18 protein-coding genes and 1 pseudogene are annotated in these 25,831 nt (G+C 69.6%); 10 read left to right on the top strand and 9 right to left on the bottom strand.

Annotation, left to right across the window (positions count from 1 at the left end; genetic code table 11):
• From RZ84_RS32715 to RZ84_RS32695, 5 genes are all read left to right on the top strand, one after another.
• Complete coding sequence (locus tag RZ84_RS32715; protein WP_043268080.1) at positions 1–1,350, top strand: ammonium transporter; 1,350 nt, start codon at positions 1–3, stop codon at positions 1,348–1,350.
• A 340-nt stretch (positions 1,351–1,690) separates the two neighbouring features.
• Positions 1,691–3,370 (top strand): phosphorylase family protein, encoded by a 1,680-nt coding sequence (locus RZ84_RS35390; protein ID WP_052230325.1) that lies wholly within the window; start codon positions 1,691–1,693, stop codon positions 3,368–3,370.
• 207 nt (positions 3,371–3,577) lie between these two features.
• Positions 3,578–6,385: a DEAD/DEAH box helicase gene (locus RZ84_RS32705; RefSeq protein WP_157878975.1), complete on the top strand. Its 2,808-nt coding sequence runs from the start codon at positions 3,578–3,580 to the stop codon at positions 6,383–6,385.
• Positions 6,382–7,596, top strand: coding sequence for a hypothetical protein (locus RZ84_RS32700; protein WP_043268078.1), 1,215 nt, complete (start codon positions 6,382–6,384; stop codon positions 7,594–7,596). The genes RZ84_RS32705 and RZ84_RS32700 overlap by 4 nt, the downstream gene beginning before the upstream one ends.
• A complete protein-coding gene (locus tag RZ84_RS32695; RefSeq protein WP_043268076.1) occupies positions 7,593–8,120 on the top strand; it encodes a hypothetical protein in 528 nt (175 codons plus the stop codon). Before RZ84_RS32700 ends, RZ84_RS32695 begins: the two co-directional genes overlap by 4 nt.
• A gap of 564 nt (positions 8,121–8,684) precedes the next feature.
• Here the strand turns inward: RZ84_RS32695 and RZ84_RS32690 are convergent.
• Both RZ84_RS32690 and RZ84_RS42105 read right to left on the bottom strand, forming a co-directional pair.
• Complete coding sequence (locus tag RZ84_RS32690) at positions 8,685–9,161, bottom strand: hypothetical protein (protein ID WP_052230323.1); 477 nt, start codon at positions 9,159–9,161, stop codon at positions 8,685–8,687.
• Positions 9,161–9,379 carry a hypothetical protein gene (locus tag RZ84_RS42105; RefSeq protein WP_052230322.1) on the bottom strand — a complete coding sequence of 73 codons (219 nt, stop codon included), beginning with the start codon at positions 9,377–9,379 and terminating at the stop codon, positions 9,161–9,163. Before RZ84_RS42105 ends, RZ84_RS32690 begins: the two co-directional genes overlap by 1 nt.
• A gap of 309 nt (positions 9,380–9,688) precedes the next feature.
• Between RZ84_RS42105 and RZ84_RS32685 the strand changes: the two genes are divergently transcribed.
• On the top strand, positions 9,689–10,192 hold the full coding sequence (locus RZ84_RS32685; protein WP_043268074.1) for a hypothetical protein: 504 nt from the start codon (positions 9,689–9,691) through the stop codon (positions 10,190–10,192).
• A 19-nt stretch (positions 10,193–10,211) separates the two neighbouring features.
• Here the strand turns inward: RZ84_RS32685 and RZ84_RS35380 are convergent, their stop codons facing one another.
• Positions 10,212–10,787 carry a hypothetical protein gene (locus RZ84_RS35380; protein WP_052230321.1) on the bottom strand — a complete coding sequence of 192 codons (576 nt, stop codon included), beginning with the start codon at positions 10,785–10,787 and terminating at the stop codon, positions 10,212–10,214.
• Between the two features lie 145 nt (positions 10,788–10,932).
• Here RZ84_RS35380 and RZ84_RS32675 point away from each other — a divergent pair.
• A pseudogene (locus RZ84_RS32675) lies at positions 10,933–11,650 on the top strand (VWA domain-containing protein).
• A gap of 458 nt (positions 11,651–12,108) precedes the next feature.
• Here the strand turns inward: RZ84_RS32675 and RZ84_RS32670 are convergent.
• Positions 12,109–15,177 carry an AfsR/SARP family transcriptional regulator gene (locus tag RZ84_RS32670; protein WP_043271528.1) on the bottom strand — a complete coding sequence of 1,023 codons (3,069 nt, stop codon included), beginning with the start codon at positions 15,175–15,177 and terminating at the stop codon, positions 12,109–12,111.
• A 402-nt stretch (positions 15,178–15,579) separates the two neighbouring features.
• Between RZ84_RS32670 and RZ84_RS32665 the strand changes: the two genes are divergently transcribed.
• Entirely contained in the window at positions 15,580–17,787 is a 2,208-nt protein-coding gene (locus RZ84_RS32665; protein ID WP_241777970.1) for a tetratricopeptide repeat protein, read from the top strand.
• Between the two features lie 32 nt (positions 17,788–17,819).
• On the opposite strand, the gene RZ84_RS32660 is transcribed toward RZ84_RS32665, so the two are convergent.
• The 5 genes from RZ84_RS32660 to RZ84_RS32645 form a co-directional block, all read right to left on the bottom strand.
• Positions 17,820–18,191 (bottom strand): hypothetical protein, encoded by a 372-nt coding sequence (locus RZ84_RS32660; protein WP_157878974.1) that lies wholly within the window; start codon positions 18,189–18,191, stop codon positions 17,820–17,822.
• Positions 18,192–18,541: 350 nt separating this feature from the next.
• Positions 18,542–19,789: a hypothetical protein gene (locus RZ84_RS32655; protein ID WP_198540092.1), complete on the bottom strand. Its 1,248-nt coding sequence runs from the start codon at positions 19,787–19,789 to the stop codon at positions 18,542–18,544.
• A gap of 122 nt (positions 19,790–19,911) precedes the next feature.
• Positions 19,912–20,076: a hypothetical protein gene (locus RZ84_RS39380; protein WP_157878973.1), complete on the bottom strand. Its 165-nt coding sequence runs from the start codon at positions 20,074–20,076 to the stop codon at positions 19,912–19,914.
• Positions 20,077–20,394: 318 nt separating this feature from the next.
• Complete coding sequence (locus tag RZ84_RS37495; protein WP_052230320.1) at positions 20,395–20,895, bottom strand: hypothetical protein; 501 nt, start codon at positions 20,893–20,895, stop codon at positions 20,395–20,397.
• Positions 20,896–21,162: 267 nt separating this feature from the next.
• Positions 21,163–21,585, bottom strand: coding sequence for a YjbQ family protein (locus RZ84_RS32645; RefSeq protein WP_043271526.1), 423 nt, complete (start codon positions 21,583–21,585; stop codon positions 21,163–21,165).
• A gap of 1,702 nt (positions 21,586–23,287) precedes the next feature.
• On the opposite strand from RZ84_RS32645, the gene RZ84_RS32640 reads away from it, so the two are divergent.
• Together RZ84_RS32640 and RZ84_RS32635 are read left to right on the top strand one after the other, a co-directional pair.
• Entirely contained in the window at positions 23,288–24,493 is a 1,206-nt protein-coding gene (locus RZ84_RS32640) for an LLM class flavin-dependent oxidoreductase (RefSeq protein WP_043268066.1), read from the top strand.
• A gap of 153 nt (positions 24,494–24,646) precedes the next feature.
• The gene (locus RZ84_RS32635; protein ID WP_043268064.1) at positions 24,647–25,798 is read left to right on the top strand and encodes an NAD(P)-binding domain-containing protein; all 1,152 of its coding nucleotides are present in this window, start codon (positions 24,647–24,649) and stop codon (positions 25,796–25,798) included.
• Positions 25,799–25,831: the final 33 nt, after the last annotated feature.

The raw sequence follows: 25,831 nt of genomic DNA, 5'->3' as shown, positions 1-25,831 counted from the left end.
ATGCCCCACATCTTCGACACGGGCAACGCCTCCTGGCTGATCATGGCCGCGGCCATGGTGCTGCTCATGGCCCCGGGACTGGCCTTCTTCTACGGCGGCATGGTCAAGACCGGACAGGTCATCACCATGCTCAAGATGTGCTTCGGCTGTGTGGTGCTGGTCAGCATCATCTGGTTCGCACTCGGCTACTCCCTCGCCTTCGGCAGGGACGCCGGCGGGCTCGGGCTGATCGGCGGGCTCGGCCATGTCTTCATGTCCGGCGTGGGCCTGGAGAGCAGCACCGGCGGCATACCCACGGTCACCTTCTCGGTCTTCCACATGTCCTTCGCCATCGTGACGGTCGCGCTGATCAGCGGCTCGGTGGCGGGACGCGCCAAGATGAACGGCTGGCTGGTCTTCGTCTGCGCCTGGACCCTGCTCGTCTACGTCCCGATGGCGCACTGGGTCTTCGCACCCGACGGCTGGGTGTCCGAGCACCTCGGGGCCGTCGACTTCTCCGGCGGTACGGTGGTCGAACTCGCCTCCGGCGCGGCCGGCTTGGCGCTCGCCGCGGTCGCCGGGCGGCGTGCGGACTTCGAGCGCCAGCCGATCCGCCCGCACAACCTGCCGCTGGTGGTCATCGGCCTGTCCCTGCTGTGGTTCGGCTGGTTCGGCTTCAACACCGGCTCCTCCCTCGGCGTGCCGGGGGCGGCGGCGATGGGCTTCGTCAACACCCAGTTCGCCGCCGGTGCCGCCATGGCGGGCTGGGCGGTGACCAGCTACTGGCGCACCCGCCAGGTCGGTCTGCTCGACATCAGCATGGGCGCCGTCACCGGCATGGTCGCGATGACCCCGGCCGCCGGCGATGTGACCCCGTTCTGGGCCGTGGCGATCGGTTTCCTGGCCGGTCTGACCTGCGCCTTCGCGATCAGCTGGAAGTACCGCTTCGGAGTCGACGACACCCTGGACGTGGTCGGCATCCACGGCTGGGGCGGGCTGTTCGGCATGGTGATGGTCGGCCTCGCGGCGACCGGAACGATGACCGGCAAGAAGGGCCTGCTCTACGGCGGCGGCTGGGACCTGCTCGGCAAACAGCTGGTGGCCGTGCTGGTCATCGGCCTGTTCTCGTTCGCCATGACCGCACTGATCGGCAAGCTGGTCGACCGCACCATCGGCCTCCGCCAGGCGCACGGGGCCGAGGAACACGAGCAGGTCTACCAGAACGACTGGGACGTCCAGTTCAAGGAAATCGCCGACGCCCTCCGCGGCAGCGGTCTCGACGAGGGCACGTCCGAGCCGGACGCAAGCGCACTCCTCGACCAGGTCCGCCGCCTCCTGGCGTCCGACGCCCCGAAGCAGCCGCGCGACTGATCACCTGAACGTCACCACCCACCCTGGGCTGCCGCCCGAGCCCCGGCTCCCGCGGCAGCCCAGCGCTCGCAGCCAACACGTCAGCCCATGAACGAAAGAAGCAAGAGCGAACCGCACCAGGCGGACACCGCACCGGGACCATGCCGTCCGTAGTGTCACGCCCAGGTGCGTCGACGGAGTCAACTGGTTCTCGAATGGGCTCCGGGACGTACGGGCTAGAGTGGTCCTTCGCTCCGCCTCTGGTGCCGGACGGATTCGTCGGCGGGAGCCGGGGGTGGAGTCGCAGATCCCGTGAAGGTAAGGGGTTACGTTGGGGGGAGCAAGGAGTCGGCGGCCCACTGTGGTCGTGCTCACCGCCCTACAGGTGGAGTACGAGGCGGTCCGCCAGCACCTGGAGGACGTTCGCGAGATCGAGCTGCCGCAGGGCACCCTCCTCGACGTCGGCCGAATACCCGGCCTCAACTGGGAAGTGGCTCTGGCCGAGACGGGCCCCACCAACACCCGCGCCGCGCTCGTCACGCAGCCCGCGATCGAGTACTTCGACGCCGAGGCCGTGTTCTTCGTCGGCGTCGCCGGTGCGCTCAAGGACAACATCCGCCTCGGTGACGTCGTGGTCGCCAGGAAGGTCTACGACTATCAAGGCGGTCGGGAAAGCGTAGACGGGTTCGAGGCCCGGCCCGACGCCTGGCGACCGTCGCACGACATGGATCAGCTGGTGCGCTCCGCCCGCCGCAACAAGCCGTGGGCCTTCCTCACCCCAGGGCCGCAGCCCGTCGCGCCACCCCAGGTTCACTTCGAGCCGATCGCTTCGGGCGACGTCCTTATCGGTTCCCGGGAATCCGAGACGGCCCGCCGCATCCGCAGCCACTACAACGACGCCGTGGCCGTCGACATGGAGAGCCAGGGCGTCGCGCACGCGGCCGGCATGCACCGCACGGTGCGCATGCTGTCGGTTCGCGGTATCAGCGACTTCGCCGGCCCCGGCAAGGCCGCGTCCGACGCCGCGGGCTCTCAGGAGACGGCGTCACGGCACGCCGCCGCCTTCGCGCTGCGGGTGCTGCGCGACTTGCGCCCCGTCGGGCGACCGGCCCAAGAGCGGCCCCCGGGACCCCCTGTCGTAACGGTGTCCGGACCCGACCGCCTGTCCAGCCCCACAGCCTGGGACAGTCGGCCCGTCGTCGAAGTCGAAGAACGGGAATACCTGCTGTACGAAGGGCCCGAGGACCTCCTCCAGGAGTCGCGGGACGGCGACGTGGTACGGCGTCAGGCAGTGGCACGTGTGGTATCCGGCCAGGCCTCCCGCGGTTCCTACGTCTGGTTGCGCCAGGTCGAGTGCGCACAGCCACTGCCGGGCCCGGGCTTCGACCCTCTGGCCGCACTCGAGCAGGAGGCCAAGCTGTGTCGTGCCTTCCGTGGCCCCGACGTCGTACAGCTGGCCCGTCACGGGAACACAGTCACCCTGGCCCTGACCTGGCCGGCCGACGCGAAGCTCGGCCGGCCCCTGCCGACCCTGCACGACCTGCTGCCCGAGCCGCCAGCGCCGACGGACCCAATGCGGCTGTGGACGATCGTGACGGGGCTCGCCGAGGTCGCCGTCGTGCTCGATCGGTTGAGCGGCGAGGGGTTCTCACACCGCGCGCTCCGGCCGACCTCAGTCGTCATGAACCGGTCGCACACGGCGCTGCGGGACTTCGGCCTCGCCGCCGTGCCACCCCGCCCGGGCGAGAACCCCGGGCCCTATCAGGCTCCTGAGCAGCGGTACGGCTCCGGTGTCCGCCCCGGACCCGCCACCGATGTCTACCAAGTAGGAGCGCTGCTGTACCAAGCGCTGGCCGGCCGACCACCCGTCCCCGGGCTGCCTGCCTACCGCCCTTCGGCCTCCGTGCCAGCCAGCCTCGGCCACGCGGTCAGCGGCGCACTGCAACAGGACCCGGCCGCGCGCCCAGGTGTCCGCACACTGCGTCTCGCCTTGCTCGCCGCAGCCCGCGAACTGACGTCCGTCCCGCCGCCCCAGCGCTGAGGAGCGCCGTTGTCTGTCACCACCGTCGCCTTACGCGCTCCGCTGGTACTCGTCCCGGGGCGCACGCTGGACGAACAGCTCCGTGCGAAAGCCGAATCCAGCGCCGGGCTGCCGCCCGACGTCCCACAGATCATCCACGATTTGAACCAGCTCGATGGCGGTGCTGCCGTGAGCGTCAGCTCCGGAAACGGCAGGTACAAACCATCCTTGCTGGTCCACACACGTACGTACCGACTACGCCTCGAGGCGACGAACCGAGGCACCGGCTACTTCGTCAAGCACATCGACCCGCTGCGCCTCGCCGACCACGCGCGTCTTGCTCGGTCCTGTCTCCTCGTGCGCCCTCCCGCCTGGCAGATGGTATTCGAGCTGAGGGCGGTGCCGGAGGGCTCGGACTCCCAGTGGCAGGACCTTGAAGGGGCCTGGCAGCGGCTCGGACAATCGCAGACGCAGCAGCCAGAGGCCGCCTCCATCAGCGCAGACCAGTCGGAGTTCCTCCGCACGGTGGACAGGCTCATCGACGCAACCGAGGAGATCACCACCCGAGAAGAGCGCGAGGCCGCCCCCTTCCCGTATCAGCGCCTGACGGCCACCGGCGGCAGGCGTAGCAGTACTCCGCAGTCTGCATACGAATTCCAGCTCATCGGGCCTGGGGTGCCAGCAGTCGGCGCCTTCGTCCGCATTCAGGGCGATACGGAGACCCGCGGCAAGGTGAGCCGGACGACGGGAAGTTCCGTCACCGTCCGCTTCGACCATCCCACGTCGTGGGAACGGCTGCCGACGCGCGGCGCGCTGGAGCTGATCCCAAGCAACGTGGTCTTCAACAAGCAGCGGCAGGCGGTAGCGGCCCTCCGCGCAGGAGACACCAAGAACCCGGGGCTCCTCCCGGCACTGGTCGAGCACCGCGTACGCAACATCCCGGCCACGACCGCGCGGCCGCATGAGGAGCTCGACCCCGAACAACTCGACGCGTTTCGCAGGGCGTTGACCACCGAGGACCTGCTGGTGGTGCTCGGCCCGCCCGGTACCGGCAAGACCCGGACCATCACCGAGATCGCCCACACCACCGCCCTGACGGCCGCCACCGGCGGCGGCCGAGTCCTCGTCACCTCCCACACCAACCGCGCCGTGGACAACGTCCTGGCCCGGCTGCCACGGGATCTCGTGGTGATCCGGGTCGGGGACGAGAGCAAGGTCCACGTCGATGTGAAACCACTCCTCCTGGAAGAACAGTCGGAGAATCTTTCCGAGGGAATCCGACACGCCATGCTCCAGCGCACGCAGGCGTACCAAGAGGCGGAGGCAGCCGCGCCATGGACGGCAGAGCTCGCCGCCCGGCTCCGCGACGTCGACGACCTCACCCGGAACGAGAAGGCCGCGGCCCTGCGTCTGCAAGACGCGATCGAAGCGGCCAGTGCACCGGCCCGGGAGCGGCTGGATTCACTCCGACGCGAGGAGAACGAAAGGGCGGTGGCCCGGCAGAAACTCGCCGAACGGGTTTTGCGGCTCCAGGCGAAGGTGCTGTCCGAGCGGCAGCGTTCCAACGCCCGATTGACCGGTCGACTGCACCGGTCCCGGGCTCGCCGTGGCGAAGAAGAACTCACCGCGGCGTCGCACGAGATCCAACGGTTGGATGCCCAGAGCCCTGAGCTGCGCCGGCAGACCGAAGCAGCGAGCGCCGAGGCGGACCGCGCGGTCCGCGAGGACCCCGCCGTCGGCTCGGCGCTGGCCGCCCGTCAGGCGGCAGAGCGTCGGCTCAGCGAGAGCCTGCACTCCGCCTACGAGGCTGCCGACATGGTCGTCCGGGTGCTCGGCACGGTCATGGCGGGCGTGCCCACGCCCACTCGGCCGGCGGATCCGGCCGATGCGGCAGGCGCCCTCCACGCCCTGCACCGACAGTTGGAAGCATGGCTGCCGCTCCTCTCCGAACGCCAGAAACTCACCCGGCAATGGCAAGCCGCGATCGGCCAGGACACGGGTCAACTGGTGCCCGAACTCGTCCGCTATGCCCAGGTGGTCGGCGCCACCTGCATCGGGACCGCCTCCCGGTCCGAACTGTCCGGTGTCGATTTCGACTTGGGGATCGTCGACGAAGCCGGCCAGATCAGTGTCGCGGACGCGCTGGTGCCACTGAGCCGGGTCCGCCGCGGTGTCCTGGTCGGCGATGACCGACAACTGCCGCCGTTCCTCGACTCCGCGGTGGCCGAATGGGGACAAGACATCGGCGACCCCGAACTGCTCCGGCTCATTTCGCAGAGCGCCTTGGAGCAACTGCGTGCCGAACTGCCCTCTTCCCACATCGTCCAGCTGACCCGGCAGCGTCGGATGCCCGCCGAGGTGGCCGACTTCATCTCGGCCGCCTTCTACCGGGGAGCGTTGCTCACCGAGAAGGAACACCGGCACGCCGACCCCTTGTTCGCGAGCCCGATGGCTTTCGTCGACACCGCCGCACTGCCCGACCACGTACGTCGCGAGTCGGACGGACGCCGGACCGAGAGCCGCGGCCGCAGGGGCTCCTTCAACACCTGTGAGGCGCGTCTGCTGGCCCGCCTCGCCGCCTTTTACCACGGGCGGGGTTCCGAGTGGGTGGTGATCGTCCCCTACCTGGCACAGCGCTTGGAGGTCGTCCAGCACCTCACCCCATTGATCGGCGACTCCCAGCTCGCGGATGCCTCGGTCGGAAGCGTCGACTCCTACCAGGGAGGGGAGCGCGAGGTCGTCCTCTACGGCTTCACGCGCAGCAATCCCGAAGGCCGGATCGGTTTTCTCAAAGAGCTGCGCCGCGCCAACGTCGCCTTCACTCGCGCCAAGAGCCAGTTGGTGCTGACAGGCGACCTGAGCACCCTGCTTCGTGCAGACGACCCCGGCTTCCGCGCTCTCATCGAGGACCTGCACCGGCATCTGCTCGACTGCGGCGACCTGCGGGATTACCGGGACGTCATGACGGCGCTCGACGAAGTCGTCCCGGACCTGGCGCACGGCGTCGGCCCGGCCTCGGAAGGAGACCGGCCATGACCACCGCCCAGCGCCTGATGCCCTTCCCCGAGGAGCGGGTCCTGGAGGATGCCGCCTTCGGCAAAAGCATCGTCCCCACACGGCTCTACGCTCTTCTGCTGCCGGTCTGGCAGGTGGAGATCCGCGCCGACATCACCGAGGGTGAGGACTTCTTCCTCATCGACCGCTTCCTTGAGCGCGGGCTGCGTCACGGCGCCCTGCACACGGTCGACGAACTCGCCGCGTTCTTCGCCCTGGACCGTGCCCTGGTCGCGCAGGCCGTGCGCTTTCTGACCGCGATCGGCCATCTTCACGAGTCCGCGGGCCGTCTCTCCCTGACGCCACTGGGGCAGCGCTCCGTGGACGACGACATCCGCTATGTGATCACCCATCAAGACCGCCGCAGGCTGTACTTCGAGGCCCTGAGTTGCACCCCGCTGCCCCGGGCCCACTACGACGAAGATGTCGTGACCCTGCTGTCCGCTGACGAACTGGCCGGGGCGACGCGAAGCGACAGCTACCCGCGCTTCACCCCGATCCACGTGACATCCGGCTTCGACCGCTCAGCCCTGGACCGGCTCAAGGAGCGCAAGGATCGGGCCCGGTTCAATCTGCCCGTCGCCCTGGACTCACTGGAGAGCCTGGGCGAGAAGCTCGTCTTCCTACCGGTCTATCTGGTGCGCGGCCGGAAGGGACTTCTGGTCTACGGCCAGGCAGGGGCAGGGGCCGCGCACGACCCGGAGCTCAGCGAGCTCTGCGCCCGTGCTCCAGAGCTGATCAGTGCCCTCGACAACGAGGAGGGGGGCGAGGAGGCGGACGAGCGCGTTCTGCGGACTGCCCGGAACTGGCTCCGGGACCAGGGCATCGACTCGGTCGCCCCGGAGCAGGACGAGGACGGCACCTGGTCGGTCGCGCTGCCCGCCACCGCCTTCGGCGAGAACGGGCTCCCGGTGTCCCGAATCGGCACCTACCGCATGGCGGGCCACCGCTTCTTCCGGGTGTGGTGCCCTGCGGAGACGCCACGCAAGCACGCTCTGTTGGAACGTCTGGACCAGCGCCTCGGCTCTCGGCGGCAGGTCACCCGGCAGGAAGCGGAGGAAGCCATCGCGCGCCTGGCCCGCCAACTGCGCCTGGAGTTCCCCGATCTGTCCCGGCTCCGTAGCGGCGCCGAGAAAACCGGCCTCAGAGCCCTGGCGGCCCAATTGGCCCGACTGGAGAATGAACAACAGTGATCGACACCGGTCAACTCCTGCTCGCCGAGTACGAACAGATCAAGCAGGAACAGCGGGCCCGTATCGGCTTCCGCGACAACCTCATTTATGCCACCCTCGGCGTCATGGCAGCGGTCGTCGGCTCGACGCTGGCCCGGGGCGGCCATCTCGAACTGCTGCTCATGCTGCCACCCCTGTCGGTCATGCTCGGCTGGACCTACCTGGTCAACGACGAGAAGATCTCGGCCGTTGGCCGCTATATACGAGATGAACTGGCCCCCCGTCTCAAGGAACTCACACCAGAACGAACCAAGGTCTTCGGTTGGGAATCCGCACACCGTCGCGACACGCATCGTCACTCCCGCAAGCGGATTCAGCTCGTCGTGGATCTCCTGACCTTCTGCGTGGCCCCGCTCGCAGCGCTCACCGTCTATTGGCTGCTCGGTCCGATGCAGTGGTGGCTGATCCTGGTCTCGGTGGCAGAGGCGGCCATGGTCATCGGGCTCGCCATCCAGGTCGTGCGCTACGCCGATCTCGGACGCTGACCAACGCCGGCTTCCGGTGCGGCAGCACGTCACTTCCATGGAACCTATCCCCGCCCACAGCCTGGAGGCTGACCCACCCGGTGCAGTTCCCCGACCGGGTACTCTGCCCGATGCGCGGCTTGCACCCGCCATTGCACGTCTCCACGCAGGAGCGGGTACGGCGGAGAACGGGGACTGCAAAGATGGCCCCGGCCAGGACGGCCGCCTGGGTGTCCTCAGGGGAGTTGGCAACTGCTTCGCCAGAGCGAGCGACGGGACCGTCATCCCCAACGCACCTACTGTCATGGATACTTCGAGAGCGCTGATGGCGGCTCGCGTTATCGACACTCACATGCGCTGAGCTCCGTTAAGGCAACCGGATTGCTCAGCGAGGTCCCGCACGGTTGGTGGTGATGTGTCGAGTCGTTGGTGTTGAACGCGTCGCCGAACTTGATCCGTTGTGGCACATGTCGCGGCCACGAAAAGCGAGCCGCAGGAACCGGCGCGAAGTGCCCCCTGAGCCTTCGTCCTGACCGGCCCGGACTTCACCAACTCCCCTATCCCATCCCACATGTCGCGGCGCTCTCACTCTCGCAGGCACCACTCGGCGAAAGCCGCAGTGCTCGGTTCCACCAGTCCCATCTGGTCCGCTACGGCCGCCGTGCAAAAGAACCGGACCTCGCCGAATTCCAGATCCATCGCCTTCACCAGGTTTCGCAACCCCAGCCGCTCGGCACGGCCGGTGCCGAGGACGAACGAATGGGCTCGGGGCAGCGTCTTCTGGGTGGGGCGGGTGTGGCCCTGGATCTCCAAGACCTCGTTCAGCACCCGCTGGCTGGCAGTCAACTCAGGGTCCACAAGCCGGATCGCCGACCCCCCGTCCTCCGCCGTGTTCTCCAGGGACTTCACCATTGCCGCCATCAGCTGCGTCTTGCCCGCGACCCGGCCTCCGATCAGCGGCAGGATCAGCTCGGGCAGGTGCCCGGCGTCCGGGTTCATCGGCTTGCCGCAGTGTTCGTGCCCGCAGTGGCCGCTGAGCCGGGCGTCCCTGCTCATCAGCATCAGCAGATCGGTATCCGCTCGCCGCAGGCGCACCGGCGTCGGAAGAGGCCGAAGGTGCCCGGGCGGACATCGGCGTGCCGGCGTCGGCAGGTCATGCGAGGGCAGTCGTAGGCCGGGTAGAGGACGCCTTCGAAGCAGCTCGGGCACAGCATGCCCCGGGGCAGTCCGCGCAGGATCATCACCGCGCGGTCGGCGGCCCGCAGGGTGAGCGCGGTCATGCGGGCGCCGACGGTTCCGTCCTCGCCATCCGACTGCTACCAGGCCAACGCCAGGCGCAGGACTGACCGCCCCTCCCGAAAACACCGGGAGAACGGGCACATAGCCTGCACTCACAAGCAAACCTGCAGGTCACGTGCCCATCTCGCCCACCCACAAAAGCGCCTTCTCATGAGACCAGGTCAAGGGTCTGTCCCTCAATGAGGATCAGCCCCTTCCAGCCTCTTGGTGATCGTCTGGGAGAATTCTGGGAGAAGATCTTGGTGAGAGTGGCCCCAAGTCTGGGGGCCGGCGTATCGGGAGGGCCTGCGATGGAACCGAGAAGCGCTGCGGCGGCGGGACGGGACTTCCCCTACACCGCACGGACCACCTGCTACATCGAGATCCACCAGGACGGTCGCGTCACCCACGGTACGGACCAGGAGACGTACGAGCGAGCAGTAGCCGGCGAGTCCAAGCTGTACGCGGTGTGGCCGGGAGAGTGGTCCAGCCATCTGTTCGTGATCGACGATCTGGACGAGTACGCCAAGGCCCATGGCATCAAGCACGACGTGCGGCGGACAGGGCTGGCCGAGCACGTGCACCAGGTCCGATGGACCGAATCGGGCGACGAGCAGAATCCCCGCAGCCCCTACATCGGCATCGAGGTCTCGCTGGAATGCGGGTGCAAGATCCAGAACATCGACGTGTTCGCCGCGCAGATGCGAGAACAGAAGGGCTGGGCTGTGGCCACCTCGGTCGGGTGGAGCAGCAGCAGCGGCCCCGAGGGCACCACGTACTCCCTCCGGGTCCGCCGCAAGAGCCTGACTGCCTGAGCGATCCCCGGACAGGCAGTCAGGCACCAGCGCCGCCCTGCCGGGTGCATACGGCCACCAAGCGGATCGGAAGTCGGCGCAGTGAGCGACGGAACCCGCGGTGGGGGTCCGCAGCAGGGACGTTCAGGAACGGGTCGAACCAGGCCGCGGGGCGGAGATCACCGATACCCATGTACCGGTTCGTTTCGTCGTCCGGGTCCTCGATCCCGTCGAACCGGGCGCTGTAGAGCATCAACACGTCGTAGTCCTGGAAGAACACCTCGGAGCACGTGTCGAAGTCGTAATCGTAGCGGTGGACGGGCAGCCTGCCGTGCCTACCGGTGGCGTGCTCCTCGTCTCCTCGTTCGTCCGCGTCGCGGAGGGCGAGATGGAGGGCAAGTTCCTCGGCCGTGCAGGTGGGCTCCGGCCACCGCCCACGTTCGAGGTCGCCGGCGAGGTCGTCGGCGGCCCGGGCGAACCGACGGCGCCACTGGAGATCGGCCGTGAAGGTCAGCTTGGGGAGATAGGTGAACACTCCCCAGTCGCCCTCGTGTTCGTCGGCGAGCACGCACAGCTCCATGTGCAGGACGTTGGCGTTCGAGGGGTGAGCTGCCATTGGCACCGCTCGTCCTCGCGCTCCGGGTCCACACAGTGCGGTGGCGGCGTTGCCTGGCCACGCGCTGCGCGCTGCGCGCGACGTACGGCGAACGGCTCCGGCGCCGGGGTGCGTAGGCGCCCGGAGGGAAAGGCGCTTGGTCGAGATGGGTCCGCTGAGTCTGGAGAAGGTGCAGGAGGCCGCGCCGCCGCTGGTGAGCCTCTACAAACAAGCGGGCGTCGGCCTGCGCAAGCACGGGCTACAGGGGCAGCGGGCCGCAGTGTACCTGGTGCCGGACCGGTCGGGCTCGATGCGGCCGTATTACAAGGACGGCACGATGCAGCACCTTGCCGAACAGGTCCTGGCGGTCTCCGCCCACCTGGACGACGACGCGGTCGTGCCGCTGGTGTTCTTCTCCATCGACGTCGACGGGGTTCACGAGATCAGCCCGAACGGCGACCAGGGGCGCGTGGCCGCCTACCACGAGCAGTTGGGGCGCATAGGGCGTACCCACTACGAGGCCGGGATGGACGCCGTACTCGACCACTATCTCGCCTCCGGGGCGACCGCGCCGGCACTGGTGGTATTCCAGACCGACGGTCGGTCCACCAGTCGGACCGCCGCCGAGAAGTGGCTGTGCAAGGCGGCCGGTCTGCCGCTGTTCTGGCAGTTCATCGGCTTCGGCGACCCCCAGCAGCGGGAGTTCGACTTCCTCTGCCGGCTGGACGAACTCCCGGTCCCGGCGGCAGGATCGTGGACAACGCCGGCTTCTTCCCTGCCGGCACCACCCCACGCGCCCTCCCGGACGGCGAACGCTTGACCGGCTACTCGGGGAGTTCCCCGTCTGGCTGGCAGCCGCTCGCGCCCACGGTATCCTCCCCTAGCCGACGGCCGCACGCGGCTCAGGGCCGTCGCCGACCTGCCCGCGTCGTATGCGCCGTTCATCGCTCAGGACGCGCCGGTGCTCGTCGGCGCGCGCGCCGTGCCCCGAACACCGGTCGACCGGCTGCGGGGAGGGCCGGTCAAGAGAGGCTCCCCTTCCGGCGCGGGATCAGGCCGCGTGCGTGCCCGACATCGTGAAAGCGGAGGCCACATACGGGATACACACCAGGGCGGCGAATAGCACCACAGCGCCAATTCGGGGCACGCTCAACTTCTCCTCGAAAAAAGTGACACAAGGGGGACAGGCGTCAGTACGCGTCAGCGGCATCAACGCTGACGGCCCATGACGTCGATCACACCATAAGGGTGCCCATCCACATCTCAAAATGTGGCCAGGCGTTGACGAGTCCGCCTCGTCCGCGCTCGAAGGCCGCGAGCAGAACGCGCAGGCTCGGCGAGCCTAAATTTCGTTACGTCGCCGCATCATTCGCCGCACGTCGGCCAGCGTCTCCCGCGTCTCGGACACCTCCGACCGGGCACCGATCTCCTGGCTGATGGCGAGACTGGATTCGAGGTGTGCGCTTGCCTGGACGAATCGACCGGTGGCCTGCTCCGCCCTACCGAGGTCGCGGAGCGCCTGGGCCTCTTCCTGCGCCGCGTGGATCCGGCGGGCCAGTGCCAGCGCTGCCGTGTGGTAAGGGAGTGCTTCCTCGCTGCGGCCTACGGTGTGGAGCGCGCGGCCGATCCCGTTGGTGGCGATGGATTCGCTGCGTCGGTCGCCCATGCCGCGTAGCGACGGAAGTGCCTTCCGGAAGAGGTCGAGGGCCTCGTCAGCCCTTCCGACGGCGTGCAGGGTGCTCGCCAGGTTCATCTGGAGCGTGGCGTACTCGCCTTTGCTGCCCATGGCGCGCGACAGGCTGATCGCCTGCCGGTAGGCGCGGTGGGCGCTTTCCAAATCTCCGACTTCCTTGTACAGCTCAGCGAGGTTGTTGAGCGCTATCCACTGGCCGCGTCGATCGTCGACCTCGCGAAAACGAGAAAGTGCCTCCAGGAAGAACTTCAATGACTCTTTGTACCGCGCCAAATGTAACGACGTCATGCCCAGCAGGTTGAAGGACCTGGCTTGTTGGAGGCGGTCCGTGGTCCGCAACCGCAGATTCAGTGCCCGCCACTGGTAGTCGAATGCCTCCCGGTACTTCGCCGCATGCCAGTGAGGTATGGAGAGCAGATGCAGGGATTCGGCTTCGAGTTCTCCGTCGCGCAACTCCTGAGACGTCTTCAATGCCTGGGATGCGGCGCGAATCGCCACGTCGTAGTCGGACCTACGGGTGGCCACTCCGGCCAGATCCAGGAGTGCGCGGGCGAGCGCACCGTCGTCGTCCGCGCCCTGCCAGAACGCGACGGCGCGTCGCAGTAGTGGCTCAGCCGTTGCGAGATATCCCTCGTTGTCGAGAAACCCGGCCAGCGTGTGTGTCAGCAGCGCCACTTCGCGCTGGGTTCCGTGGGCGCGGACGTATTCCAGGGCGGCGAGCAGATTGGGGCCCTCGACGGTGAACCACTGCTGCGGATCGGTGCCCACCCAGGATTCGATGACTCGTCCGGAGCCCTCGGGCAGGGGGCTGTCGGAGATGGCGATACGGGCGCGGTGGGGGAAGGCAAGGCGGTCCGCCCGGTCCGCCGCGTGCAGATAGTGGTCGATGAGATGCCCCACGGCCTCTCGTGTGTCCTCTTCAGGTTCACGAGCGGCGAGAGTTCGGGCGTGTTCACGGAGTAAATCGTGGAGGCGGTAACGGTGCGGAGAAGGTTCCGCTATCAGGTGGTAGGAGAGGAGGTCTTCCAGTACGCGTTCGGTCTCGTCCAGGCGCAGACCGATGAGTGCCGCGGCCGCCGGTGATCCGAATTCCGATCCGGTGTGCAGTCCGAGGCGGCGAAAGGCCAGCTGCTGCCGGGCACTCAGCGTCTGGTAGGAAACCGCGAAGACCTGTGACAACTCCGTCTGCCCGCTGCGGATTTCTGGTAACCGACCCCCTGCCCGGTTGAAGCGGTCGATCAGATCGGCGACGCTCCACGACGGCCGGGTCAGGAGACGGCTGGCGGCCAGGGTGATGCCCATGGGGAGATGGCCCACCAGTCGGACGACGTGGGCGGCCTCCGAAGCGTCGGGCGCACGCTCGCCCATCAGACGCTGGAAGAGGGCGATGGCGTCCTGATCCGGCAGCACGTCCAGGGAGATCGGCCGAACGCCGGGGAGTCCGGCGAGACGCCTTCTGCTGGTGATGATCACCAGGGCGGGGGACGCGGTGGGAAGCAGGGGGCGGACCTGCTCCGGGCCGGCGGCGTCGTCGAGGACGACCACGATGCGACGGTCGCGCACGGTGGTACGCCACAGGGCGATCAGGGCGTCGAGCTCCTCGGGCATCCCCCGCCCCGGAGTGCCGAGTTGACGCAACAGCTCGGTCAGCGCCTCGGCCGGTGTCAACGGGGCTTGCAGCGCGGTGTTGCCGCGCAGGTCCAGAAAGAGCCGGCCATCGGGGAACCGGTCGTGCAGTTGGTGGGCCGCGTGCACCGCCAGCGCCGTCTTGCCGACGCCGCCCATGCCGTCGAGCGCTTCCAGGGCAACGACGGAGGTCTCCCCATGAGCACCGCTGAGCGCGCCGGTGAGGCGGGCCAGTTCGGCGTCGCGCCCCACCCAGACCACGTCGCCGGGCAGGGTGTCGGGAGGGGTCCGGGTCGGCGCGTCCGAGTTGCCGTCCTTGGATGACGGGATGAGCGCGGTGACCGGCGCGCCCGTCAGGATGCCGCGGTGGATGCGTTGCATTCCCTCGCCCGGTTCGGCTCCGAATTCGCTCAGCGAGTGATGTCGGCAGCGCTGGAGCCAGCGGGTGGCCTCTCCACGGCGTCCCGATCCGTAGAGCGCGACGGCCAGTTGCCCGAGGAGCAACTCATCCGCGAGGTGGCGATCGGCCAAGGGCAGCAGTTCGGCGACGGCCTCCGCGTAGCGCCCGCGTTGCAGCGCCAGGCCGGCCCGCAGCTGGGCGGCGGCCAGATTCCGCTCCGTGACCGTGCTGCGCAGGTCCTCCGGCCAGGCGCCGGGCATGCCGGCCAAGGGGTCGCCGGTCCATAGTGCGGCGGCCTCCTCCAGGAAGCGCAGCGCCTCCCGGCCGCTGTCGCTGTCGGCCAGGCAGCTGGCCTGGTTGAGGAGGCTGAGGTAGCGCCGCAGGTCCACGGCGTCCGGGTCGACTTCCAGCGCATAGGTGTGGGTGCCGTTGGTGAGCGCGGGTGCCCGGTCTCCGGCGAGGGCCTCCAACGTCCTGCGGATACGGGCGATGAGCGCGTACAGGGCGCCTCGCGGGTTGGTGGGCGGCGAATCGTCCCAGATGCGGTGAACGAGGGTGTCGATGCTGACCGTTCGGCCGGCGTCCCACGCCAACGCCGCGAGGGCCCTGCGTTCCTTGGCCGAGCCGAGCCGACTACGTTCGCCACCCACCCGCAGCTCGACGGCGCCCAACAATCGTATGCGGAGTTCCACCAGCGCCCCCTCCCGCCGGTACGACCTGCCGTGCACACGAGAATGGCACCTCCGGCATATTCACGGCCACATTCAGCCGCAGTTAGGTCTGAAATTGGATGTCTGATGATCGATTGCGAACGTGTGGCATATCCAGGGTAGATATACCTGAACTGGGAGCACGACGGACCATCCACCTGCGCATTCGCGGGACGGGGTGGCGCCCAACCGGGGCGGGGTGTAGGAGAGAAGATGTTGGAAACTGACATGGCCATGGCGCTGTTATCGGCCATGATTCCCTGTAGCGCGGATCGCAACGCGCTGGCCTGGCGCGAACTGGGAGAACTCGTGCGGACAGCGGCCGTGCAGAATCCGGGAGTTGTCCCTCAGTGGGCCGAAGTGCACGCCGCGGACGATCCGTTGGTGCTCCTTCCGCTCCTGGCCCGCGCGCTGGCCCATAGCGCGGCGGGTGACGCCCAGGTGCGGACCGCCGTGCTCGCCTGGCTGTCGCGGCACACGCCACGGTCCGGCCGGGCGAACAGCATCGGCGGATCGGCCACGCTGCACGGCCCCACCGTTCAGGCAGGAGAGATCCGCGGCGGAGTCCACTTCCACCAGCCCCCGACGGACCAGCTGCCGACGCCGACCCCACGTCAACTTCCGCCCTCACGCGCGAACTTCGTGGATCGGACGGACGATCTCCGCGCGCTGCACGGTATGCGGGCGGCCCACCCCGCATCCGCCGTACAGCTGATGGTGGTCAGCGGACTGGCCGGAGTCGGCAAGACCGCGCTGGTCTCCCGGTGGTTGCAGGAGTGCGCGGCGGACTTCCCCGACGGCCAGCTGTACGTCGACCTCGGCGGCTACGCGAACGCCGACCCGGTCACCCCCGGTGACGTCCTGGAGCACTTCCTGCGGTCGATCGGAGCATCGTCGGTCCCAGTGGAGACCGCCGAGCGCGCGGCGCTGTGGCGCACGCTGACCGCTGGATCACGACTGGCCATCATGGTGGACAACGCACTCACCGCCGCACAGGTGCGCCCCCTCCTCCCGTCCGGCGCCGGCAGTCTGGTCGCGGTCGCCAGCCGCGGGCACCTCACCGGCCTGCTGGCGGACGGGGCCACGCTGCACCAGCTCCAGCCGCTGGCCACCGACGCCTCCCTGGACCTCCTCTCCAGCAGCGGGGCGGGCTTGAGGACCGTCCAGGATCCGCAGGCAGCACGCGAAGTGGTGGCGCTCTGCGCGTACTTACCACTCGCCCTGTGCGTCGCCGCGGCCCAACTGGCGGTCCATCCCCAGCAGTCCCTCGCCGCGCTGGCCGCCACGCTCTCCCAGGGGCACGGGTCCCTGGACGCCCTCCACGTGGACGGCGAGGCCGCCGTGCGCTCCGCACTGGACCAGTCCTACCGGCTGTTGGCCCCGTCGGTCGCGTCGACGTACCGGTGCCTGGGGCTGCTCCCCGCTCCCACCTACGACCGCGAGATGGTCGCCGCGGCCATCGGACGGCCACCCGCCGAGGTCGGCCGCGACCTGGACGCGCTGATCGAGGGCAATCTGCTCGAGGAGACGGGTCCGAACCGCTTCCGCTGCCACGACCTGGTACGCCGGCACGCCCGGCAGCGCGGCGAGGCGGAAGAGAGCACAGCGGCTCGGGAAGAACTCGTACGGCGTTACGTGGGCTGGTGCCTGGCCGCCGCGACCGCCGCCGAGGAGTTGCTCACCCCCAGTCATCGGACCCTGGCCCGCGACGACGCGTACCGCCCGCAGTTCCCCATCGAGTTCGGTGCCGCGCAGGACGCACTGGCCTGGCTGGACACCCACCGCGCCGGTCTCGAAGCGGCGGTCCGGCACAGTGCCGCCGCCGGTTGGCACGGCGCGTGCTGGCAGCTGGTGGATGCCCTGTGGCCACTCTTCCTCCGGCTGCGTCCCGCCGAGTTGTGGATCGACGCGCACCGGCTGGGACTGGCCGCCGCCCGCCAGGTGCGGGACCGTCGCGCCGAGAGCCGCATGCTGACCTCAGGAGGTGCCGGTCTGCGCAACGCCGGCCGGCACCGCGAGGCGGCCGACTGGTACGCCCGCGCGCTGCGCAACGCCGAGCAGGACGAGAACGTACGCGAGCAGGCGCAGGCCCTCAACGGACTGGGCAACGCCGATCTCGCCGAGGGCCGAGTCCGGGAGGCGGAAGCGCACTTCACCCGCGCTCTCGCGCTGCGCGAGGAGATCGGATACCAGCGCGGCGCCGCCCTCTCCCGGCTGTGTCTGGGGCAGACCGCCCTGGCCCGCGACGACCACTCCTTGGCGGCCGAGCACCTCAGACGGGCGCACGCCGACCTCGTCGCGGCCGGCGACTCCTACGACGCCGCGCGCGCCCTCGCCTTTCTGGGACAGGCCGCGGCGTCCCTGGGGAACGAGACGGAGAGCGTCCACTTCCTCGAAGGGGCCTTGGAGCAGTTCCGGGCATCCGGGTCCCAGCACTGGCAGGCGCGCACCCTGGAAATGCTCGGCCAGGCCGCCCAACTGCGCGGCGACGCGCCCGAGGCGCGCCGCCGCTACCGCCAAGCATGGGAGATCTACCGACCGTTGAGCCCCAGCGACACCTGTCGCCTTGAGGCCCGCCTGCGGGAACTCTGATCCGCGGGCCCGTCACGGCGGCTCCCGCTTGGTCAGCACACTGCCAGCCGGATGTACACCGTGCCGCCACGCCCCCGCATCACGACGGTCCGTAGGGACGCCACGGATCCGCCGGCCACCAGCCAGGCGTGCAGGAAGGAGGCCAGGACCTGGCAGCAGGCGCCAGGTCCCGCGGATCCGGCCGCGGGCGAGGCGAGGAGTGTCTCGCCGCCGCGCGTGCCGATCAGACAGCCTCCGCCGGCGTCCGGCACGGCGGCGATCAGGCACCCGGGGTACCTGTCGAGCAACGCGGTAACCTCCGCCCGCGCGGCCCCGGCCCCGTATCCCGACGGCCGCGTGGCGGCGAGGACGTCCGCGCACTCAAGCCAGGCCGCCGCCCGCTGTACCGACTGGTCCACGCGCACATGCACATCGTCGCCGACCGCCAACGCGCCCTGCCTGACACCGTCTTCAGCGCCATCACCTCGTGTGCGTCGCAGGCGCGGCGACACCGTGCTCACCGGCCCGGCCCCGAACCTCCGGTCCCGCGCCGTACCGCACGGCCCCGCCTCCGGCCGCGTCACGCCCCACGCACCACCACTCTCATACGGAGCCACCGCACCGGGCTCGGTGCCGGTGCCGATGCCCCGGAAACGGCCAGACGCCACGCGGAACACCGGGAACCGGGGTTCCGCACAGATCCCTTCGGGCCGCCGGGCACGGTGTACCCCCACCAACGCCGCCGACACTCCGACCCCCGGCCGCATCGTCCGCCTCACGCCGACACCCCCCACTCCCCCTCGCCTGCGCGGTCCAACGCGGGCGGCGCCGGCACCGGCGGCACCGGAGCCGCGAAGGCCGGTTCGCCCAGATCCAGCAAGCGGTACATCAGGGCACGCATCCGGCGGTGGAACTGGCCCGGCACGGAGGAAAGGAGAGCGGCGACCGCCGCGTACTGTTCCTCTCGGTACGCGTCGGCGGCGTACCTCAGCTGTTCCTCCAGCGGACGTGACGGGGAGAGGACCGGTGCCGCCGCGGAGATCAGGGCGGCCGGGGAATTCTCGGCGACGGTGCGTTCGGGACTGTGGGTGAGCAGGATCGGTGCCCCCGTCAACGCGCCGTAGGCGGTGAGCGATCCGTGATCGCCGATGATCGCGTCGGCCGAGATCAGCAGCGCTTCCCAGTCGGTCTCCGGGGGCAGTACCACCGCCCCGTGCTTCCGGCAGTCGGCCAGCCATCCATGAACCTGCCAATAGCCGTGCCCTGCCCACACGTTCGGATGGATGAGGACGGCGATCCGGTATCGCCGCTCCGGCAGTCGACCGAGCAGCTGCGGCAGCAGTACGTCGAACCGGCCGAATGCCGACGACGGCCCCCATGTCGACGTGACGAGCAGCAACTGCTGTCCGTCGGCCACCCCCAGCATCCGTCGATAGTGCTCCCGTCGCGGCATGTTCGCCACGATCCGGTCGTAGCCCGGATCGCCGACCACGGTGGCGACGGACAGTGCCTCAGGACACGAACGGGCCAGATCCGCCAGGTACCGTTCGTGCGAGAGTCCCACCGCCGCCGGGACCACCCTGCCGTCGTGCATCAGGTGCCGGCGGCTGAGCATGCCGGGTGGGCGCCGAGCCGCCTCCGCCGGGTCCGCCGGCTCCCGAAGCACCTTGTTGTGTCCGGCTCCGTGCGAGAGCCGGATCACCGGAGCCCGTACCTTCTCGATCCCCAAGGACCCCGCGGCCAGCGCGAGATCGAAGCGGTTGCGCAGCGCGTCCTCCCAGGCGATGACGGTGATCCCGGCCCGCCGGAGGTACCGCGCGACCCCCTCCCCGAACGGATGTGGGGCCACGGTGAACACCACCTGGACCCGGAAGTCCGCGGCCAGCAGCGAGAAGGCGTGCTTCAGCCGCTGTGCGTAGACCACCGTGTGCGCGATGACCAGCACACGCTTGCAGTCCCTCCTGGTGAGCCACTGCCCGCCCTGCACGAGCGCCGGCTCCGAGTGCCTGCCGACAGCAGACATGACATCCCCCTGTGTGTCGCTTGCGTCGTCGGTTGCTTCTCTCGACGCGGCTACTGCCCAGGGGGCCCGGCGGCCTGCTTGCACCCGACTTGCAGGATCCTTGCAGCACCACGCCGGGAAGCTCAGCGAACGTGACGGTCGGGGTGGTCGACGGCGGACGCGCCTGGTACACGGCGCACCACCATCGGCATCAGCATGCCCGCGACCGCGAAGAAGCCGCCGAGGGCGAGCCAGCCGGCGGTGGGGTGGCTGCCCAGACAGAGGGCGGCGAGCAGGGAGGGAGCCACCGCCTGGGACGAGCCCTTGCCCAGTGAGTAGAAGCCCTGGTACTGACCGTGGGCGGACTCGGGGGGGGGAGGTGAAGCTCAGGCCGAAGCCGCCGGCGGAGGTCCGGAGTTCGCCGACGGTGAGCAGCACCGCGAGCACCAGGAGCAGCCCGACGGTCGGCGCCGGGCCGTGGCCGCCGGTGAGCGCGACCACCGCGCAGGCGGCCAGCAGAGCCACACCGGCGCGGCGGCACAGGGCGGCGGCGCGGCCGTCGTCCTCCGCTCCCCGGCTCGCGCGCATCTGGAACAGCACCACCATGACCGCGTTGACCACGACGATCACCCAGGCCATCGCCTTCGGGGCGGAGGTGTGGTCGGCCACCCACAGGGGACGGCGAAGGAGAGCGCCTGGAGCTGGAGGTTGAGCACGCCGCACCGGGCGGTGGTGCACACGTACCGGGCGTCGCGCAGCACCTGCCAGCGGGAGAACGGTGGGGTCCGCCGCCAGCCGGTTTCGGGGTGGCGGCCGCTGTGCGGCGGCAACCATCGCAACGGCACCGCGGCGCCGAGGAAGGTGGCCGCGTTCACCGCGATCAGGGCGGTGTACCAGGCGGGGCTGTCCGCCTGGATGGCTAGGGCGGCCAGGCCCGCGCCCATGCCGAGGTCGGTCACGACGCGGAGGTAGGCGCGCAGCCGGACGCGTTCGACGGCCTCGCCGGTCGCGGCGACCAGTGCGCCGCGGGCCGCGTTGCCGCCCTGGTCGGCGAGCGTGAACACCAGCGCGCAGGCCAGGAAGGCGGGAAGGAGCGGACGACGGTGAAGGACAGCATGGCCGCGCACTGCACCGCCAGGACGCCGGCGAAGACCCGCCGGGGGCCATGGCGGTCGGCGAGGTGGCCGATGGGCACGGCACCGGCGAGGGCCACCGGACCCGCGACGGTGAGGCCGACGCAGACCCGCGTGACGGGGAGGCCGACGACGCGGGTGAAGTACAGCGAGCTGGTGGGGAGGTACAGGCCGCTGCCTTGTGCCATACACAGGACGACGTTCGACTTCCTCGAAACCACGGACGGATCGACAAGGGGTGCCCCCCGAACGACCTCAAAGTCACCCCAGAAAGCTCAACCGGACTCGACGGTTCGGGTTGTCCACGTTCGTGTCCACCAGGCAGACCGATTGCCAGGTCCCAAGGGCGAGTTCGCCCCCGATCACCGGCAGCGTGGCATGTGGTGGCACAAGCGCAGGAAGGACGTGGTCACGACCGTGACCGGGACTCCCGTGCTTGTGCCGCCAACGGTCATCCGCCGGAAGGAGATCACGGAGGGCGGCCAACAGGTCCTCGTCACTGCCCGCTCCGGTCTCCAGGAGCGCCACGCCCATGGTGGCGTGAGGCGTGAAGACATTCAGCAGGCCGTCCCGGCCCTGGGCGACGTCCCGCAAGAAGGACTCACACTCTCGGGTCAGGTCGTAGACCGTCTCACGCGAGCCAGTCCTGACGTCGATCTCACGTGTCGCGAAGCTTGCAGCCATGATTTCAGCCATGGGTCGATCCTCCCAGAGCCGGCCAACGAAACCGCATATGCACGGCCCCGCAGGTGAGCCAACACCTCTGGGGCGGCCACCCGCTGATCGCAGGCAGGCGAAGACTTCGGCGCCCCGCCGCCCGGGGCGCCGAACGCGGTTCAGTCCCGAAAGGCTTCATGGGCTTCCAGGGCGCGACGCCGTACAGCCGCCGGCGGTGGTCGCCGACATGACCGCCGGAGAAAGTTGGGCACTGAACGTGGCACGATTCCGGACTTCGAGTGCTGGCCCGGACGAGTGGTGTCTCAGCACCCTGGGAAAGCCCGGTCGTTGCAGGTGACATGACCATTCGTAACTCAATGACCGCGCTTGTGGTCAGTGCGGCGACCATCGGTGCCGGAGTTATCGCAGCCGGCCCCGCCGAGGCAGGCGGCATCATCGGGGCCCGCTCCCCGGCCTTCCACAACGCGTGCGCCAACGAACGCACGGCCGCGCGTATCACCGGCCACACGGCCCATGGTCTCGGAGCAGTCGGAGACAGCAGTGCCGCTATGCCCATCGTCAAAGCCCGTCAACGGTGCGGAGGAGCGGATATTCCACTGCCGGACAAGCACTATTTCGTCACAGGGGGCAGGGTCATCAAACCGTGTTTGCTGGTGACTTCCGGTCAGTGTACGACCCGCGAGATCGGGTCCCTTACGGGCGGGCTATTCTGACGCCGAACGTCCTTGGAACCGTACAGAAGCAGAGAAGCCGGCACGCTTCGGTCTTCCGTCCAACCCGAAAGGGGGGCCTGCTGCCAAGTGGCGTGACCACAAGTAAGGGCTTCTTGTAGAGGCTGCTGGAAAGCCGGAGGGATGGGTGGCGGTCTGAGCAGGTCGCGCACTGCACTTGCTCAGGCCCCATTTGTTTCGGGGTCGTCAGCGGCGCCCGCCCCGGACTTGAACCGGGTCGCCGCGGGTCCCCAAAGGGCGGCACAGCACCTGAGTCTGCCGTTCTGCCCCAAGTCCACCGGGTTCCGGGCGTCACTTCGCGGGTGCGGTGGTGAATGGGGGATGGCTCAGGGGTTCAGTTTCGCCGGCCATGGATTCATTTGGCCGTGGGTCCATTTCGCGGTGGGGGACGGGGAGTTGGGTTGAGGCGGGTGGGATTTCCGTAACGCTGGTCAATGCTGTGGCAATAAAGGTCCAGCAGGCGAGATGAGGTTTGACCCCGTTCGGGGGCAGCGCTACGTTCGGGGGCATGTCTTCGTCCGCTCTGCTCACTACGCGTGGTCATGTCGACCTGCTGCGGGTGGCCTCCGCCGCGTGTTGTTGTCGCGGCTGCTGCTGACGTTTCCGATGTTCTGACGCCCTTGCCCCCGACTCCGCGTTTCGGGGTTCCAGCCGTTTTCGTTTCGGGTTCCGCCGGGGTTTCTTTCGGGGTCGGCTGACGGCGCTGGGGCCTTGGGCCGTTGCTCTTGTTCGGGTTCTTTGTTCAGTTGTTCGCGGGCCTGTGTTGTGGCCGTGCGGAGTCACCGGGCCGAGTTTCCCGGTGGCCGCGCCCGCCGCGCTGGGCGGGAGGGAGAAGTCGGCGGCGAGATCGTGGACACGTTCGCGGCGCTGAAGCTGATTCCGCGTGGCTACGACTCGGGGAGTTCGTCGCCCCCGCTTCAACGGTGGCCTGCCGCCTTCGAGCGCGGCACCGCGTACCTACGGAAAGGACCGGTGGTATGTCCGTACACCTGCATTGGTTTCTGCCGACCGGCGGCGACGGGCGGACGCTCGTCGACCGGCACGCGTACACCGACGGAGGCATCCGGCGGGACCGCATCACACCGGTGCGCGGGGTACGCGCCCCGGATGTCGAGTACCTGGCCCAAATAGCCAAGGCCGCCGAGCAGTTGGGGTTCGAGGCGGTGCTCACGCCGACCGGGACGTGGTGCGAGGACGCCTGGCTGTCGACGATGGCGCTGACCCAGGTCACCGAGCGGCTGAAGTTCCTGGTCGCGTTCCGGCCCGGGGTCGTCTCGCCGGTGCTGGCGGCGCAGATGGCCGCCACGTACCAGCGGATCTCGCGGGGGCGGCTGCTGCTGAACGTGGTGACGGGTGGTGACGCCACCGAGCAGAAGCGGTTCGGGGATCATCTGGACCACGATCGGCGGTATGCCCGTACGGATGAGTTTCTGCGGGTCGTACGGGGTGTGTGGGGCGGGGCGCCGTTCGACTTCCGCGGGGAGCACTACCAGGTCGAGGGCGGGCTGACGGCGCTGCCGCCGGATCCACTGCCGGAGATCTTCTTCGGGGGGTCGTCCGCCGCGGCCGGTCCGGTGGCGGCCCGGAACGTGGATGTGTATCTGACCTGGGGGGAGCCACCCGAGCAGGTCCGGCAGAAGATCGACTGGGTGCGCGGCCTGGCGGAGCGGGAGGGGCGGACGGTGCGGTTCGGGATCCGGCTGCACACCATCTCGCGGGACTCGTCGAAGGATGCCTGGGCGACCGCCGGCCGGCTGCTGGACGATCTCGATCCGGAGACCGTGGCCGCCGCCCAACAGGCGCTGCGCAAGAGCGAGTCGGTGGGTCAGCAGCGGATGCTGGCACTGCACGGCGGCTCGCGCGACCGGCTGGAGATCTCGCCCAACCTGTGGGCGGGGGTCGGTCTGGTACGCGGCGGGGCGGGCACCGCCCTGGTCGGCAGCCATGCCGAGGTGGCCGACCGGATCGAGGAGTACCACGCGTTGGGGATCGAGCACTTCGTGCTGTCCGGGTACCCGCACCTGGAGGAGGCGTACTGGTTCGGGGAGGGGGTACGGCCGGAGCTCGCCGCCCGCGGGCTGCTGGACGCCGGGCCGTCCCCGCTGGCCGGCGTCCCGGCCGCGAACGGGCGGCCGGCGTCCGCGCCCGGCGGTGCGCCGCTGCTGATCGCCGGCGGGCGGTGACCCGCGCCGCAGGGCGCTGACCACCGGCGCCGAGGAGTCCGGACCGCGCCGGTGGTGGCCGGGAGGTCGTTCGCCGCACCGGGTACGGCCTCGCGCGCCGGCCGCCCGGCGCCGCCGGGGAAGACATCCGCCCCTCCCTCGGTTAGTAGAAACATGAACTACACCTGGGTGCGCGAGGTCGAGGTCCTGGTGATCGGCGCCGGGCAGGCGGGACTGGCCGCCGCCTTTCATCTGCGCCGGGCCGGCTACCGGCCGGACCGGGACTTCGTCGTGCTCGACCACTCCCCGCGGCCCGGCGGCGCCTGGCAGTTCCGGTGGCCCACGCTGACCTACGACAAGGTCCACGGCATGCACGCGCTGCCGGGGATGGAGCTGACCGGTGCCGATCCCCGGCGACCGTCGTCCGAGGTGATCGGCGGGTACTTCGCCTCGTACGAGCGGGCCTTCGGGCTGCGGGTGCACCGGCCGGTGAGTGTGACGGCGGTGCGTGCGGGCGTCGGTGGCCGGCTGCTGGTGGAGACCTCGCAGGGCGACTACGCGCCGCGGGCGGTGATCAATGCGACCGGTACCTGGGACCGGCCGTTCTGGCCGCGGTTCCCCGGCCAGGAGACCTTCCGCGGGCGGCAGTTGCACAGCGCGCAGTACGAGGGGCCCGAGGCGTTCCGCGGTGCGCGGGTGGTGGTCGTCGGGGGCGGCACCTCGGCCGTGCAGCAGCTGATGGAGATCGCGCCGGTCGCGGCGGGCACGACCTGGGTGACCCGGCGACCGCCCGTCTTCCGTGCCGGGCCGTTCGGCGAGGTGGAGGGGCGGGCCGCGGTCGCGCTCGTCGAGGAGCGGGTCCGGCAGGGGCTGCCGCCGCGGAGCGTGGTGAGTGTGACCGGGCTGCCGATGACCGACGCGGTCCGGCGGGCCCGGGAGAGCGGCGTCCTCACGCGGCTGCCGCTCTTCTCCCGGGTCACCCCGACCGGGGTGGCGTGGGCGGACGGGCGAACGGCGGAGGCCGAGGTGATCCTCTACGCGACGGGGTTCCGGGCCGCCATCGATCACCTGGCTCCGCTGAGACTGCGGGAGCCCGGGGGCGGTATCCGTATGGAGGGCACCCGGGCGGTCCGCGATCCGCGGATCCATCTGGTCGGCTACGGGCCGTCGGCGAGCACCATCGGCGCCAACCGGGCGGGCCGGGCGGCGGTCCGGGACATCAGGGAGCTGCTGGCGGGCGGGCCGACGGCAGTGGCGGCGGGCGATCCGGGACGGCCGGTGCCCGTACCGGTGGGCGCCTCCGTCGTACCCGGCGGCCGGGCCTGAGCGGTCGGCGCCGGTGACGGCGCCGGGATCCGG

It is taken from the genome of Streptomyces sp. CT34 (genome assembly GCF_000805335.1).
Classification (GTDB): Bacteria; Actinomycetota; Actinomycetes; order Streptomycetales; family Streptomycetaceae; genus Streptomyces.
Note: the sequence above shows the minus strand (reverse complement) of the source record. Positions and strands in the feature narration are given on the sequence as shown.

Excerpts from the sequence above, each read along its gene's own strand:
- RZ84_RS32640 (WP_043268066.1), top strand. The coding sequence starts at position 23,288 with ATGTCCGTACACCTGCATTGGTTTCTGCCGACCGGCGGCGACGGGCGG.
- RZ84_RS32690 (WP_052230323.1), bottom strand. The coding sequence starts at position 9,161 with ATGCTGATGAGCAGGGACGCCCGGCTCAGCGGCCACTGCGGGCACGAA.
- RZ84_RS32635 (WP_043268064.1), top strand. The coding sequence starts at position 24,647 with ATGAACTACACCTGGGTGCGCGAGGTCGAGGTCCTGGTGATCGGCGCC.
- RZ84_RS32655 (WP_198540092.1), bottom strand. The coding sequence starts at position 19,789 with ATGTCTGCTGTCGGCAGGCACTCGGAGCCGGCGCTCGTGCAGGGCGGG.
- RZ84_RS42105 (WP_052230322.1), bottom strand. The coding sequence starts at position 9,379 with ATGACCGCGCTCACCCTGCGGGCCGCCGACCGCGCGGTGATGATCCTG.
- RZ84_RS32700 (WP_043268078.1), top strand. The coding sequence starts at position 6,382 with ATGACCACCGCCCAGCGCCTGATGCCCTTCCCCGAGGAGCGGGTCCTG.
- RZ84_RS32645 (WP_043271526.1), bottom strand. The coding sequence starts at position 21,585 with ATGGCTGCAAGCTTCGCGACACGTGAGATCGACGTCAGGACTGGCTCG.
- RZ84_RS32715 (WP_043268080.1), top strand. The coding sequence starts at position 1 with ATGCCCCACATCTTCGACACGGGCAACGCCTCCTGGCTGATCATGGCC.
- RZ84_RS32685 (WP_043268074.1), top strand. The coding sequence starts at position 9,689 with ATGGAACCGAGAAGCGCTGCGGCGGCGGGACGGGACTTCCCCTACACC.
- RZ84_RS35380 (WP_052230321.1), bottom strand. The coding sequence starts at position 10,787 with ATGGCAGCTCACCCCTCGAACGCCAACGTCCTGCACATGGAGCTGTGC.